This is a genomic window from Amycolatopsis methanolica 239 (assembly GCF_000739085.1).
Classification (GTDB): domain Bacteria; phylum Actinomycetota; class Actinomycetes; order Mycobacteriales; family Pseudonocardiaceae; genus Amycolatopsis_E; species Amycolatopsis_E methanolica.
In genome coordinates this window covers 2,316,980-2,330,105 of record NZ_CP009110.1, presented here as the reverse complement: position 1 = coordinate 2,330,105, position 13,126 = coordinate 2,316,980, and the positions used below count along the sequence as shown (strand labels likewise).

Annotated in this window: 14 protein-coding genes and 1 pseudogene; 7 read left to right on the top strand and 8 right to left on the bottom strand. The window is 72.3% G+C overall.

The window, feature by feature from the left end:
- Nucleotides 1-258 precede the first annotated feature (258 nt).
- The 3 genes and pseudogenes from AMETH_RS39925 (at nucleotide 259) to AMETH_RS39915 (ending at nucleotide 2,016) form a co-directional block, all read left to right on the top strand.
- Entirely contained in the window at nucleotides 259-1,488 is a 1,230-nt protein-coding gene (locus tag AMETH_RS39925; protein WP_223843196.1) for a glycoside hydrolase family 3 protein, read from the top strand.
- Nucleotides 1,386-1,667, top strand: a pseudogene (locus tag AMETH_RS42020) (fibronectin type III-like domain-contianing protein); the annotation flags it as partial. The gene AMETH_RS39925 and the pseudogene AMETH_RS42020, both read left to right, overlap by 103 nt.
- Nucleotides 1,668-1,779: 112 nt before the next feature.
- A complete protein-coding gene (locus AMETH_RS39915; RefSeq protein ID WP_223843305.1) occupies nucleotides 1,780-2,016 on the top strand; it encodes a hypothetical protein in 237 nt (78 codons plus the stop codon).
- 122 nt (nucleotides 2,017-2,138) lie between these two features.
- On the opposite strand, the gene AMETH_RS11135 is transcribed toward AMETH_RS39915, so the two are convergent.
- The 5 genes from AMETH_RS11135 to AMETH_RS11115 form a co-directional block, all read right to left on the bottom strand.
- Nucleotides 2,139-3,263, bottom strand: a complete 1,125-nt coding sequence (locus tag AMETH_RS11135) for an NDMA-dependent alcohol dehydrogenase (RefSeq protein ID WP_017981540.1) — start codon at nucleotides 3,261-3,263, stop codon at nucleotides 2,139-2,141.
- A 25-nt stretch (nucleotides 3,264-3,288) separates the two neighbouring features.
- Nucleotides 3,289-4,743 (bottom strand): phenylacetaldehyde dehydrogenase StyD, encoded by a 1,455-nt coding sequence (styD, locus tag AMETH_RS11130; RefSeq protein ID WP_017981539.1) that lies wholly within the window; start codon nucleotides 4,741-4,743, stop codon nucleotides 3,289-3,291.
- Nucleotides 4,744-5,026: 283 nt separating this feature from the next.
- Nucleotides 5,027-5,770 carry an AAA family ATPase gene (locus AMETH_RS11125; protein WP_017981538.1) on the bottom strand — a complete coding sequence of 248 codons (744 nt, stop codon included), beginning with the start codon at nucleotides 5,768-5,770 and terminating at the stop codon, nucleotides 5,027-5,029.
- A gap of 9 nt (nucleotides 5,771-5,779) precedes the next feature.
- Nucleotides 5,780-6,694 (bottom strand): AraC-like ligand-binding domain-containing protein, encoded by a 915-nt coding sequence (locus AMETH_RS11120; protein WP_026153009.1) that lies wholly within the window; start codon nucleotides 6,692-6,694, stop codon nucleotides 5,780-5,782.
- 88 nt (nucleotides 6,695-6,782) lie between these two features.
- Entirely contained in the window at nucleotides 6,783-8,051 is a 1,269-nt protein-coding gene (locus tag AMETH_RS11115; protein ID WP_267283426.1) for an MFS transporter, read from the bottom strand.
- Between the two features lie 149 nt (nucleotides 8,052-8,200).
- Here AMETH_RS11115 and AMETH_RS11110 point away from each other — a divergent pair, with 149 nt between their 5' ends.
- From AMETH_RS11110 to AMETH_RS11100, 3 genes are read left to right on the top strand one after another with little or no spacing between them, the layout of a single operon-like run.
- Nucleotides 8,201-9,106, top strand: a complete 906-nt coding sequence (locus AMETH_RS11110; protein ID WP_017981535.1) for a DUF6772 family protein — start codon at nucleotides 8,201-8,203, stop codon at nucleotides 9,104-9,106.
- A complete protein-coding gene (locus tag AMETH_RS11105; protein WP_223843117.1) occupies nucleotides 9,103-9,438 on the top strand; it encodes a hypothetical protein in 336 nt (111 codons plus the stop codon). Before AMETH_RS11110 ends, AMETH_RS11105 begins: the two co-directional genes overlap by 4 nt.
- A 16-nt stretch (nucleotides 9,439-9,454) precedes the next feature.
- Nucleotides 9,455-10,477 (top strand): LacI family DNA-binding transcriptional regulator, encoded by a 1,023-nt coding sequence (locus tag AMETH_RS11100; RefSeq protein ID WP_017981533.1) that lies wholly within the window; start codon nucleotides 9,455-9,457, stop codon nucleotides 10,475-10,477.
- A gap of 296 nt (nucleotides 10,478-10,773) precedes the next feature.
- On the opposite strand, the gene AMETH_RS39120 is transcribed toward AMETH_RS11100, so the two are convergent.
- From AMETH_RS39120 to AMETH_RS11090, 3 genes are read right to left on the bottom strand one after another with little or no spacing between them, the layout of a single operon-like run.
- Nucleotides 10,774-11,229, bottom strand: a complete 456-nt coding sequence (locus AMETH_RS39120) for a Rossmann-fold NAD(P)-binding domain-containing protein (protein ID WP_017981532.1) — start codon at nucleotides 11,227-11,229, stop codon at nucleotides 10,774-10,776.
- Nucleotides 11,226-11,573 carry an NAD-dependent epimerase/dehydratase family protein gene (locus AMETH_RS39115; RefSeq protein WP_017981531.1) on the bottom strand — a complete coding sequence of 116 codons (348 nt, stop codon included), beginning with the start codon at nucleotides 11,571-11,573 and terminating at the stop codon, nucleotides 11,226-11,228. The genes AMETH_RS39120 and AMETH_RS39115 overlap by 4 nt, the downstream gene beginning before the upstream one ends.
- A complete protein-coding gene (locus tag AMETH_RS11090; RefSeq protein ID WP_323806986.1) occupies nucleotides 11,570-11,920 on the bottom strand; it encodes a MerR family DNA-binding protein in 351 nt (116 codons plus the stop codon). The genes AMETH_RS39115 and AMETH_RS11090 overlap by 4 nt, the downstream gene beginning before the upstream one ends.
- 120 nt (nucleotides 11,921-12,040) lie before the next feature.
- On the opposite strand from AMETH_RS11090, the gene AMETH_RS11085 reads away from it, so the two are divergent.
- Nucleotides 12,041-13,117 (top strand): isocitrate/isopropylmalate dehydrogenase family protein, encoded by a 1,077-nt coding sequence (locus AMETH_RS11085; protein ID WP_017981528.1) that lies wholly within the window; start codon nucleotides 12,041-12,043, stop codon nucleotides 13,115-13,117.
- Nucleotides 13,118-13,126 lie beyond the last annotated feature (9 nt).

The window sequence follows — 13,126 nt, the reverse complement described above, 5'->3', positions numbered from 1 at the left end:
CCTCACCAGCGGCAAGGACTTCTGGCACACCACCCCGGCGGCCGGGCTCCCCGGACCTGCTGCGCCGCATGGGCGAGGCACTGGGCGACGAGTGCCGCGCGATGGACGTCGCCGTGTTGCTCGGACCCGGCATCAACCTCAAGCGCACCCCGCTGGGCGGCCGTAACTTCCAGTACTTCTCCGAGGACCCGCTGCTGACCGGCGTGCTGGCGACCGAGTGGGCGCGCGGCCCGGCAGAGCCGCGGGGTCGGCGCGTCGCTGAAGCACTTCGCGGTCAACAGCCAGGAAACCGACCGCATGCGGATCAGCGCCGACATCGACGAGCGCACGCTGCGGGAGATGTACCTGCGCGCGTTCCAGCGCGTGGTGACCCAGGCGCGGCCGTGGACCGTGATGTGCTCGTACAACCGGCTCAACGGCGTCTACGCGAGCCAGAACCGCTGGCTGCTCACCGAAGTCCTGCGTGAGGAGTGGGGGTTCGAGGGCCTGGTGTCGGACTGGGGCGCGGTCGCGGACCGGGTCGCCGCCGTCGCCGCGGGACTGGACCTGACCATGCCCGGCCCCGACGACACCGGAGACCGGGCGCTGGCCGAGGCGGTCGCGGACGGGCGGCTCGATCCCGCCGCGCTGCGGGCGGCCGCCGACCGGGTCCGGGCGCTGGTCGAGCGCGCCACGGAGCGCGCCACGGAGCGCGAGCCTGGCAAGTTCGACGCGGACGCCCACCACGCCCGCGCCCGCGAGATCGCCGCGCGGGCCGTCGTGCTGCTCAAGAACGAGGGCGGCCTGCTGCCGCTGTCGGAGAGCCAGTCGCTGGCGGTGATCGGCGAGTTCGCCCGCACCCCGCGCTACCAGGGCGGCGGCAGCTCGCACATCACCCCGACGCGGCTGGACGACGCCCGCACCGCGCTCTCCGAATCAGCCGAGGTGCGTTTCGGGTCCGGTTACGACGACATCGACGAGGCGGTGGCGCTCGCCGCGGAGAGCGAGGTCGCGCTGGTCTTCGTCGGCAGCGAGCACGAGACCGAGGGCGCCGACCGGGACAGCGTCGAACTGCCGCCCGCGCACCGCGAACTGGTCGAGCGGGTCGCGGCGGCGAACCCGCGCACCGTCGTGGTGCTGTCCAACGGCGCTGTCGTGCTGACGCGCCCGTGGGAGGCGGCGGTGCCTGCCATCGTGGAGGGCTGGCTGCTCGAGCAGGCCGGGGGCAGCGCGCTCGCCGACGTCCTCTTCGGACGGACCAACCCGTCGGGACAGCTGCCCGAGACGATCCGGCGCGGCTCGCCGACCACCCGTCCTACCTGGACTTCCCCGGCGAGGACGGGCGCGCGCGCTACGGGGAGGGCCTGCACGTCGGCTACCGCGGCTTCGACGCGCGCGAGCAGGATGTGGCCTACCCGTTCGGGTTCGGGTTGTCGTACACGACGTTCGAGTACGGCGCCGCGGAGGCGACCGTCACGGACTCCGGCATCGAGATCCGGGTCCCGGTGACCAACACCGGGCGGCGGGACGGGCGTGAGGTCGTGCAGGTGTATTTGAGCGTGCCCGGTTCGGCGGTGCGGCGGGCTCCGCGCGAGCTGAAAGCGTTTGCGAACGTCGCGATCGCGGCGGGCGAGACGGCCGAGGTGGTGCTGCGCATCGCCCGCGAGGACCTGGCCTACTGGGACACCCGCGTGAACCGGTGGATCGTGGAGGGCGGCGAGTACCACTGCGCGGTGGGCTCGTCCTCACGCCACCTGCACACGACCGCGGTGGCCGAGGTGGCCGGCGACGACGTGCGGGGTGCCGCTGACCGGGGAGTCCACAGTGGCCGAATGGTTCGCCGACCCGCGCGGCGCGGAACTGCTGGGACAGGCCTTCGCCGCGGCCGCGGGCGGCGGGCCGATCGGGCGGCTGGCAGCCGACCCGTCGACGATGTCGTTCGTGGGCAGCCTGCCGCTGAGCCGGATGTCCGCCTTCCCGGGCAGCCCGCTGACGGCGGACACCCTGGCGAAGCTGATCGCCGAGGTCAACGGCTGACCGGCGCCGCCGTCGTCCATGACGCGGAAGACGCGATCTCCACCCGGTCCTCGGCCCGCCGCGAATGCCGCTGAACACGGACGGCCCGGCGCCCCCGTCGGGCGCCGGGCCGTCCGCCCGTCTCAGTCGAACACCACCAGGCCGCGGATGTTGCGGCCCGCGTGCATGTCGTCGTACGCCTGGGCGACCTCGTCGAGTGTGTACTCGCGCGTGATCAGCTCCTCGAGCTTGAGCTGGCCCGCCTGGTACATGCGCAGCAGGTTGGGGATGTCGCGGCGCGGGTTGGACTCGCCGAACAGCGAGCCCTGCAGCCGCTTCTGCATGAGCGTCAGGTCGCCCAGCGCGATCGGCGCACCGGCCTCGGTGATGTTGCCGAGGCCGGTCAGCACGACCGTCCCGGCCTTGCGGATCGACGCCAGCGCCTGGCCGACGTGATCGCCCCGCACGACACCGATCGTCACGATCGTGGCGTCCGCGCCCTGCCCGTTGGTCAGCGACCGCGCGAAGTCGGCCGCCTCCTCGATCGTGGCGAACGCGTGGGTCGCGCCGAACACCTTCGCCTTGTCCCGTTTGAACTGCACCGGGTCCACGGCGATGATCGTCTTCGCGCCGGCGTGCGCCGCGCCCTGCAGCGCGTTCGCGCCGATGCCGCCGATGCCCATGACGATCACGACCGCGCCGGGCTTGATGTTCGCCGAGTTGACCGCCGAACCCCAGCCGGTCGGCACGCCGCACCCGACGAGCGCGGCCGCCTTCAGCGGGATGTCCTTGCCGATCTTGACCACGGAGTCCACCGACGCGGTGGTGTACTCGGCGAACGTCGAGATGCCGCACTGCTGCCCGACCGGGTTGCCGTTCTCGGTCATCCGGAAGCTCGTGGGGTCGTCCGCGCGCGCCCCGGTGAGCAGCGACGCGCCCAGGTCGCACAGGTTGGACAGCCCCTGCGCGCAGAACTCGCATTTTCCGCACGCGGGCAGGAACGAGAACACGACGTGGTCGCCGACCTCGTAGCCGGGCGTGTTCGGGCCGACCGCGGTGACGACACCGGCGCCCTCGTGGCCGCCGACGTACGGGTACACCGCGACGGGCACGTCACCGGTGGCCACGTGGTCGTCGGAGTGGCACAGGCCGGACGCGGCCAGCTTGACCGTGACCTCACCCTGGCGCGGGTCGTCCAGCTCCACGGTGGCGGTTTCGTAGGTGCCGGGGGCCTGGCGGACCAGGGACACCTTGGTGGTGATGGGCATGCTGCTCCTCCTCAAGCGAGCGTCCTTACAGGACGACGGTGACGACCTTTTCCTCGGTGTTGGCGAGGATCCCGCTCCAGCCGAGCTCGCGGCCGACGCCGCTGGCCTTCATCCCGCCCCACGGCAGGGCCGCGTCGATCGGGGCCCAGCCGTTCACGCCGACCGCGCCGGCGCGGACCTGCGCGGCGAGGGTGTGCGCGACGGTGACGTCCCGGGTCCAGATGGTGGCGGCGAGGCCGTAGGTGGTGTCGTTGGCGATCCGGACGGCGTCGGCCGGGTCGTCGAACGGGATCACCGAGCCGACCGGGCCGAAGATCTCCTCGCGCGCGATCGTCATGTCGTTGTCCACGTCGGCGAAGATGGTCGGCTGCACGAAGTAGCCGGGCCGCTCGGGGCGGGCGCCGCCGGCGACGAGCCGGGCGCCCTCGGCGCGGCCCTTCTCGATGTAGCCGAGCACGCGGTCCTGCTGCTTCTTGTTGACCAGCGCGCCCATGGTGGTGGCCGGGTCGAGCGGGTCGCCGAGGACCTGCTGCCGCGCGGCGCCGGCGAGGGCGTCCACCACGTCGGAGTACAGCGAGCGGTGCACGAGCACGCGGGTGCCCGCGGCGCAGACCTGGCCCTGGTTGAAGAACAGGCCCATCGCGGTGCCGCCGATGGCCGCCTCGAGGTCGGCGTCGGCGAGGATGATCTGCGGCGACTTGCCGCCCAGTTCCAGGGTGATGCGCTTGAACGACTGGGCCGCGGCGACGCCGACGTGGCGGCCGACCTCGGGGCTGCCGGTGAAGCTGATCTTGTCGACGTCCGGGTGGTCGACGAGCGCCTGGCCGGTGACCTCGCCGAGGCCGGGCAGCACGCTGACCACCCCGTCGGGCAGGCCGGCCTCCTTGAGGAGCTTCGCCAGGTGCAGGATCGACAGCGGCGCGTCCTCCGGCGGCTTGACCACGACGGTGTTGCCCGCGGCCAGGGCGGGGGCGAGCTTCCACGCGGTGATCATCAGCGGCGTGTTCCACGGGATGATGGCGGCGATGACGCCGACCGGCTCGCGGCGCGTGTAGGAGTGGGTGGGGCGGCCGAGGTAGCCGTCGGTGGGGATGACCTGGCCGGTGATCTTGTCGGTCCAGCCGGCGAAGTGCCGGAACGTGCGGGCGGCGTTGGGCATGTCGAGGACGGTCGGCTGGCCGACCGGCTTGCCGATGTCGAGCGCTTCGAGGCGGGCGAGCAGGTCGGCGTCGCGGTCGATCAGGTCGGCGACGCGGTTGAGGATGAGGCCGCGCTGGGAGCCGGGCAGGGCGGCCCACTCGCCGGACAGCTGGGCGCGGGCGGCCTTGACCGCGGCGTCCACGTCCTGCGCGGAGGCGGCGGCGACGTCGACCAGCTTCTCCTCGGTGGCCGGGTTGAGGTCGGCGAACGTGCCCCCGGTGCCGTCGCGCCACTGGCCGGCTAGGAAGAGCTGGCTGGGGAAGGTCTCGGTGGTGGTCACGGGCGGTGCTCCTCGGCGATCGGCGTCGACCACGACCCGGGCGGGCCGTCTGCCCCGAGGATGCTCCGCCACGTGGCGCCGGTCTTGCGTCTGCGCGCACGGCTCTTGTGCGTACGCGCACCGGATCAGGTGCCGGGAGCAGGTGCCGCTGCGGCGCGGGCCGAGCTCACCGAGCGGGCGGGCGGGCGGCTAGGAGGCACCGCTGTGCGAGCCCGCCAACCGCGCTGGCACTGCACTCCCTAACCCCTGACCGCCGCGGCGCGGCGAGGAAGGCGTCCAAACCTCACCCCTCGGCGAGCAAGTGCCGCAGGTACCGCTGCGGCGCGGCGAGGAAGTCGCGCGTCAGGCGCACCGGCAGCGCGTCGTCGTATTCGACGTGCGCGATTTCGCCGCTGTCGTCGATCTCGTAGATCGTGGCGCCGGGCAGTGCGAGCAGGATCGGCGAGTGCGTGGCCACCACGATCTGGCTTCCCTGCCGGGCGAGTTCGTCCAGCCGCGCCAGCACGGCCATGCACCCGCGCACCGACAGCGCCGCCTCCGGCTCGTCCAGCAGGTACAGCCCGTTGGGTCCGAACCGGTGCGTCACCAGGTCCAGGAAGGACTCCCCGTGCGAGCGTTCGTGCGGCGAGACGCCCCCGTACGCGGGCAGCAGGGGCGGTGATCCCTCGTCGCGGTCGAGACGCTCGATCTCGGAGGCCACGTTGTAGTAGGACTCCGCCCGCAGGAAGAACCCGGTGCGCGGCTTGGCCGGGCCCCAGGTCAGGACGAGGTGATCGCCCAGGACCGACTCGCTGGCGCGCGTCGCGAAGTTGAAGTTCCGGCTGCCGCCCTCGGGGTTGAAACCCGCGGCGACGGCCAGCGCCTCCACCAGGGTCGATTTGCCGCTACCGTTCTCGCCGACCAGGAAGGTCACCCCGGGCGCCAGCGGCAGACCGCCGGATCGGGCCAGGTGCGCCACCGCGGGCAGGGTGAACGGGTAGCGGCCCAGATCCCTGTCCGGTGCTAGCCGGACCCGCTGCACGAACACCGGCGCGCGCTAGCCCGCCACCAGCTGTGCCCGGTGCTCGCGTGGGGTGCGGCCGTACCGGGCCCGGAAGGTGCGGCTGAACTGCGCCGCGTCGACCAGGCCCCACGACGCCGCGATCGCCGCGACCGGGCGGGTCGCCAGTGCTGGGTCGGCCAGGTCGTGCCAGCACCGGTCCAGCCTGCGGTCCCTGATCCAGCCGGTGATCGTCGCGCCGCGGCGTTCGAACAGTTTCTGCAGCTGGCGCAGCGAAACGTGCACCGCGGCGGCCACCTCGGACGGGGACAGCGCCGGGTCGGACAGGTGCTCGTCGATGTACCTCTGCGCCGCCGTGACCACCGTGTCCGCGGGCGGCTCGGCCTGCGCGGCGAAACACGCGGCCAGCATGTCGACCGCCGCGTCGGACAGGAAACCCGCCTCCGGGCCGGGCCGCGCCACCCGCGGGTCGAGCCCGCGCAGCAACGCCGACGTCAGCGCGCCACTGCCGGCCGAACCCGGGATCGTCACCGCCGTCAGGTCGTCCACCCGCGGCGCCCGCGGCTTCAGCCGTCGCCGCGGCACGAGCAGCACCAGCATCTCGAAGTCGTCGTCGAAAACCAGCTCGTACGGCCGGTTCGTGTCGTACACGGTCAGATCGCCGGGCGCCAGCCGCGCGGTGCGGCCGTCCTGCTGGACGACGCCGTGCCCGCGCAGCTGCAACCCCACCTTGTACAGGTCGCCCGCCCGGCGCCGGATCAGGCCGCGCGTGCGCCGCGTGACCTGGCGGGTCGAGCTGACGACGGAGACCTGCAGGTCGGCCATCGGCCGGGCGTGCACCCGCCCGTGGAACCGGTTGCCGACCGAGACGACGTCCAGCGGCACGAACGCGCTGGCCAGCACGTCGCGCCAGGACTCCAGGCTCGTCGCGGCGCCGGCGTCCAACGTCATCGGGAACGCGCCCACCTCGGCCTCCTCGCCTCGAATAACCGAACGTCCGGTCGGGTTGGCGCCATGGTACGTGGCCGCGTGCCGGGCGTCACCCTCCCGCCGGGGCCGCCACCCGCGCGCCGTCGCGGCGGCGCAGGTGCTCCGGCTCGGCGATGAACCGCGCGCCCAGCACCGACAGCAGGCACAACAACCCGCACACCAGCGCGATCGGCCAGGTCTGCCCGCCGGACGCGGACGTCAGCGCGGCCGCCACGAACGGGATGCACCCGCCGACGACGGCGCCCGCGATCTCGCGGGTGAACGTGACGCCGGTGTAGCGGTAGCCGACCGGGAACAGCTCGAACATCATCGTCGCCTGCGAGGCCAGCGTGAGGTCGTTGCACAGCGTGTAGAGCAGGACCAGCGCCGCCCAGATCACCACCGGCGTGCCGGTGTCGAGCAGGAAGAAGAACGGGTAGAACAGCAGCGCCGCCGCGGTCGCGCCGGTCATCATCACCGGCCGCCGCCCGAAGCGGTCGCACAGCCAGCCGGCGGTGGGCACGGTGACCACCTTGAGCGCGTTGGCGATGACGATGCCGAGCAGCCCGACCCACGCCGCGGCGCCGACCTCCTTGGTCAGGTAGCTCAGCGCGTAGACCGAGGGCAGGTAGCTGATCACGTTGGGCGCGACGGAGATCAGCATGCCGGGCAGGATCTTGCGGCCGGAGGTGGCGAACAGCGTCCGCAGCGGCGCCCGCGTGGCGCGCCCTTCTTCCTTGGCGCGTTCGAACTCCGGGCTGTCCGGGACCTTGAGCCGCACGATCACCCCGGCGACGCCGACCAGGCAGCTGAGCAGGAACGGGATGCGCCAGCCCCAGCCGGTGAAGGCCGCATCGGACATCACCGCTGAGGTCAGGAAGAACACGCCGGTCGCGACCAGCGAGCCGACCGCGTTGCCCAGCGTCGGCGCGCTGGCGTTGATGCCGCGCGCCCTGGTTTCGGCGTGCTCGGCGGACAGCAGCATCGCGCCCGCGTATTCACCGCCGGCGCCGAGCCCCTGCACGACCCGCAGCAGCACCAGCGCCACCGGCGCGAACACGCCGGCGGTGGCGTAGCTGGGCAGCACGCCGATCAGCGTGGACGCCACGGCCATCACCATCAGGGTCACGAACAGCATCGTGCGGCGTCCGACGCGGTCACCGAGGATGCCGATGATCACGCCGCCGACCGGGCGGGCGAAGAACCCGACGGCGAACGTGGCCAGCGACGACAGGGTCGCGACGACCGGATCACCGGAGGGGAAGAACACCTGCGGCAGCACGAGTGCGGCGGCCGTGCCGTAGAGGGAGAAGTCGTACCACTCGAGTGCCGTGCCCACGGTCGAGCCAACCGTGGCCCGGCTGATCCGGAGTCTCATCGCAGACCCTTCGTTGCGTCTGACGAACGTCTACATTAACGTTCATGGTGGCGACAGGCTACGAGTTCGCTTTCCCTGCGGTCAAGAGACAAGGAACCGCTTTGACTTACATGAACGTTAATGAGACGGCCCTGTCGAAGTACAACCCGCTGTCCCGCGTGCTGTGCTTCGACCGGTTCGACTCCACCACGCACGGCTGGACCGAGCTGCTCGGCAACTACGACGGCCGCGGCGACCTGGACACCGTGGACGACCACATGCGCGACTTCCGCCCGCCGCAGCTGTCCTCGTGCACGTTCTTCGACGTCGGCACGCACGGCACGCTGAGCGGCAACTACGCGCTCAAGCTCGCGACCCGCCCCTACCCCGGCCACACCGCGACCGGCATCCGCCGTCTGACGATGGCGGGCCGCGGCCGGGTCCGCATCGAGACCCACTTCGCGTTCAAGGCGGAGGCGACCGTCGGGCACGAGGCGCCCGCGTCGGTGCCGTGGGACGGCAACCGGCACCCGTCGGAGTCGCAGTTCGGCGCGTTCACCGTGGCCACCGACATCTGCTCGGACGGCGGCTTGCGCTACCACAACGTCATCCGCTACCAGAACACCAACCTCGACGGCGAGATGACCAACCGCTGGATGTACCCGGTGGTGCCGGAGCCGACGCCGCGCGACCACCAGGAGGGCAAGTTCGCCCTCCCCTACGCCGCCGACTTCACCGCGCCGGACCCCGACGACTGGCGCACCTTCGGCGAGCCGCTGGAGATGTGCGTCAACGAGGTGCCCACCAAGATCAACTGGCACTACCTGCGCTGGGACATCGACACCAGCACCCGGTCCAATGTGGAGCTCCAGCTCAACGACCGCGTGATGGACATGCGGGACGTGCCCGTGCCGCCGTACCCGGACCGCTACGGCACGCTGGACAACCTGCTCAACTTCTACTTCTCGGTCCGCACCCACTGCGGCGTCCGCAACTTCCTGTTCCTGGACTCGGTCCTGATCTCGGTGGATTGGTGAGGCACGACATGCGCTCGACGACGACGGCTGTCCTGGAACGCAACACCGTGGTGCGCGAGGACTTCGCGACCGAACCCTACGAGCTGCCGTGGGCCGCCGAGGCCCGGTTCTTCGTGCAGGCCCTCGACCTGGACGGCCCGCTGGACTTCCGCACCGAGATCTCCCCCGACGGCCTGCACTGGTGCCCGCTGGACGACGTCGAGCACCGCATCGACGCCCCCGGCCTGATCACCTGGGCGGTGAGCGGGTTCGGCCAGTGGCTGCGGGTGCGCTGCGCCGTGGGTCCCGGCACGACCGGGAAGCTGCGCATCTATCTTGTTGGCAAGGGTTGATCCGGAGGTCAGGCTGGTGGTGCGCGCTCGGCGGGTCACGTTGCGTGACGTCGCGGACAGGGTCGGCCTGTCCGCGAACACGGTGTCGCGCGCGCTGTCGGGCAAGGACCAGGTCAGCGAGGCCACCCGCGAGATGATCGTCGCCGAGGCCCGGCGGCTGGGGTACGTGCCGAACAGCCACGCCCGGTCGCTGGTCTCGGGCACCACGATGGTGCTCGCACTGGTGATCACCAACCCGTCCAACCCGTTCTACGCCGCGCTGATCTCCGCGGTGGAGCGGCAGTGCCGGGTCGCCGGGTACTCGGTCCTGCTGCTGGTCACCGAGGAGAACGAGGACAACGAGGAACGCGCGGTGCAGCAGCTGCTGCGCTTCGGCGTCGACGGGGTGCTGGCGGTGCCGATCCAGCACCGGCCCGGGGTGTGGGCGGAGCTGTCCGCGGCCGGGCTGCCGGTCGTGCTGCTCAGCCGCGACATCCCGGAGCTGGGTTTCGACTTCGTCGGCATCGACGTCGAGCAGGCGGTCGCGGACGCGGTGTCGCGCGTGGCCGGGCCGGGGCGGGCGTGGCTGTTCGAGGAGGACCTGGAGATCAGCACGGTCGCCCAGCGCATCGCGGGTTTCCGGCGCGCGCTCGGCGGCGATTCGCTGGTGCTGAAGGTGCCCGGGCACCGGACGCGGGACGCGGCGCTGCCGTGGCGGCCGGACGACGCCCACCGGCTCGCGGCCGGGCTGATCAGCCGCGAGCACCACCCGGAGCTGGTGGTCACCGGCAACGACTACTTCGCGCTCGGGGTCTACAAGGCGGTCCGGGAGTGCGGGCTGACCGTCGGCGAGGACGTGCGTGTGCTCGGCTACGGCGACCACCCGTTCGCCGCCTACCTGGAGCCGGGCCTGAGCACGATCCGGCTGCCCGCCGACGAGGTCGGCTCGGCCGGGGTGGAGTTGTTGCTGCGGCGGGTCGCGGACCCGGACCGGCCGCGGGAAACCGTGGCTTTGAGCGCGGAACTCGTCGAGCGCGGCTCGGCGCGCGTCGTGCGCTGATCGTCGCCGGACGTCCAGGAAAGATCAACCTTCCCGCCACAATCCGGACATAGCGTGCGCCGCATGAGACGCACTCCCCACCGGTGGACGGCGGCCGCGCTCGCGCTCGGCCTCGCCGCCGCACTCGTCCCCACCCTCGCCGCCGCCGCCGCGCCCGGCGACGTCGTCGTCCGCGAGTCCTTCGCCGGCTCCGCACTGCCCGCCGGGTGGACGCCGGTCGCCGGCACTTGGCAGGTCAGCGGCGGCAAGCTGACCAACACCGCGCCCGGCACGCTGTCCCGGATCACGTTCGGCACCTACCTGGAGGACTTCCGCGCCGAGGCGACCATCCGGTTCGACGCGGTGACCAACTCCAGCCGCTGGGCCGGCATCGTGCTCGACACCGCGCCGGGTGGGGCCGTGCCGTGGAGCCAGGCGATCATGCGGTCGGCCTCCACGGTCCGCGCCTTGTCCGTGCGGATCACCGGCACCTCGGCCTCGCCGGGAGCCTCGCGCACCGGCACGCCCAGCAATTCCGCGATCTGCGCGAAGCTCATCGCCGGTCCGCTGCTGACGAGGAACCGCTCGCCGGCCGCCGACGGCGCGGTCATCGCGCGCACGTGCGCGTCGGCCACGTCGCGGACGTCGACCACGCCGGAGTACGACCGCGGCACCACCGGCATCGTCCCCTCCAGCATCGCCTTGATCAGGCCGGTCGAGGTGGACAGCCGGGGGCTCAGCACGGGTCCGAAGATGCCCGTCGGGTTGATCACCGCCAGCTCCGGTCCGCCCTCGCGCGCGAAGTCCCACGCCGCCCGCTCCGCGACGGCCTTCGAATCACCTCGTCCTCGTCGGCCGGGTCGTCGGCCGGGAACGGGGAGGCGCCGTGCAGCACGTACGCGCAACCGTCCACGGCCTCGGCCCAGCCCACGTCGCTGTCCAGGGTGGCGACGGCGAACTCGGGGTCCCCGCCGACCGCCTCGCGCACCTCCCCGGCCCGATCAGGCGACCGGACCGTCGTCCGCACGGCCCACCCGTCACGCAGCAGGCGGGCGATGACGTGCGTGCCGACGAACCCCGTCCCGCCCGTGACCAGGACGGGGCCGCGCGCGGTCACTTCAGCCGGGGCAGCAAGCCCCGGATTTCGTCGACGGCCCGCTCCTCAGCGGCCGCGTCACCGCGGTCCCGCGCGTCCCACAGCCCGGCCTTGAGGCGGCGCAGGTAGTCGCGGCGCACCCGCAGCCGCGCGATCTCGGCGTCCAGCCGTTCGACGTTGCGGGCGAACAGGTCGCGTTGCTCGGCCGGGTCACCGCCGTCGAGGTGGCGCAGGTAGACCCGCATGTCGGCCAGGCTCATGCCGGTCGAGCGGAGGCAGCCGAGCGCCTCGATGGTCTCGAGCAACTCGGGCGGGTACCGGCGGTGCCCGCTGGACTCGTCGCGGTCGACCGGCCCGATCAGGCCGATCTTCTCGTACTAACGCAGGGTGGGTTCCGGCAGTCCGCTGCGACGGGAGACCTCCTGGATCGTGCTCATGCCGGCCAGTGTCGGATAGTTGAAGCGCTTGAAGTCAAGGGAAGGGCTGACATGACGCAGGACACGTACCGCCTCGGGGTGATGGACGGGGACGGCATCGGGCCGGAGATCGTGCCGGCGGCGGTCCGCGTGGTGGACGCGGCGGCGCAGGAGCTCGACATCGAATGGGTGCCGCTGCCCGTGGGCCGGACGGCGATCGACGAGTTCGGCACTCCCCTGCCGGAATCCACGGTCGAGGCGTTGTCCGGTGTGGACGGCTGGCTGCTCGGCCCGCACGACAACGCCTCCTACCCGGAGCCGCACCGCTCGCGGCTCAACCCGAGCGGCTTCCTGCGCAAGCACTTCGACCTGTTCGCCAACATCCGCCCGGCCAGGGCGTTCGACGGGGCGCGGGCGCTGGTGCCCGGCACCGACCTGGTGATCGTGCGGGAGAACACGCAGGGTTTCTACGCCGACCGCAACACCTTCGCCGGGGCGGGCGAGTTCATGCCGACGCCGGACGTGGCGATCGCGCACGCGATCTTCACGCGCGAGTCGGTGGAGCGGATCGCGCACGAGGCGTTCCGGCTGGCGCGGCAGCGGCGACGCCGGGTGACGGTGGTGCACAAGGCGAACGTGCTGCGGCTGACCAGCGGGCTGTTCCTGGACGTGTGCCGCGACGTGGCGCGGCAGTACCCGGACGTCGAGGTCGGCGACGCGCACATCGACGCGATGGCCGCCGCCCTGGTGCGGCGTGCGCCGGAGTTCGACGTGATCGTCACGGAGAACATGTTCGGCGACATCCTGTCCGACCTGACCGCGGAGATCGCGGGCTCGCTCGGCATCGCGCCGTCGGTGAACGTGTCGGCCACGCGCGGGATGGCGCAGGCCACGCACGGCTCCGCGCCGGACATCGCGGGCCGGGATGTCGCGAACCCCGTGGCGATGATCCTGTCGGCCGCGATGCTGCTGGAGTGGCTGGGCGAGCGCCACGACGACCCGGCGCCGGCCCGGGTCGCGGGCACCATCCGGGACGCGGTCGCCGACACGATCCGCGGCGGGGTGACGACTCCGGACCTCGGCGGCTCGGCAGGCACCCGCGCGTTCACCGACGCCGTGGTGGTGTCGATCAAGCACATGACGCGCTGACCGACGCTG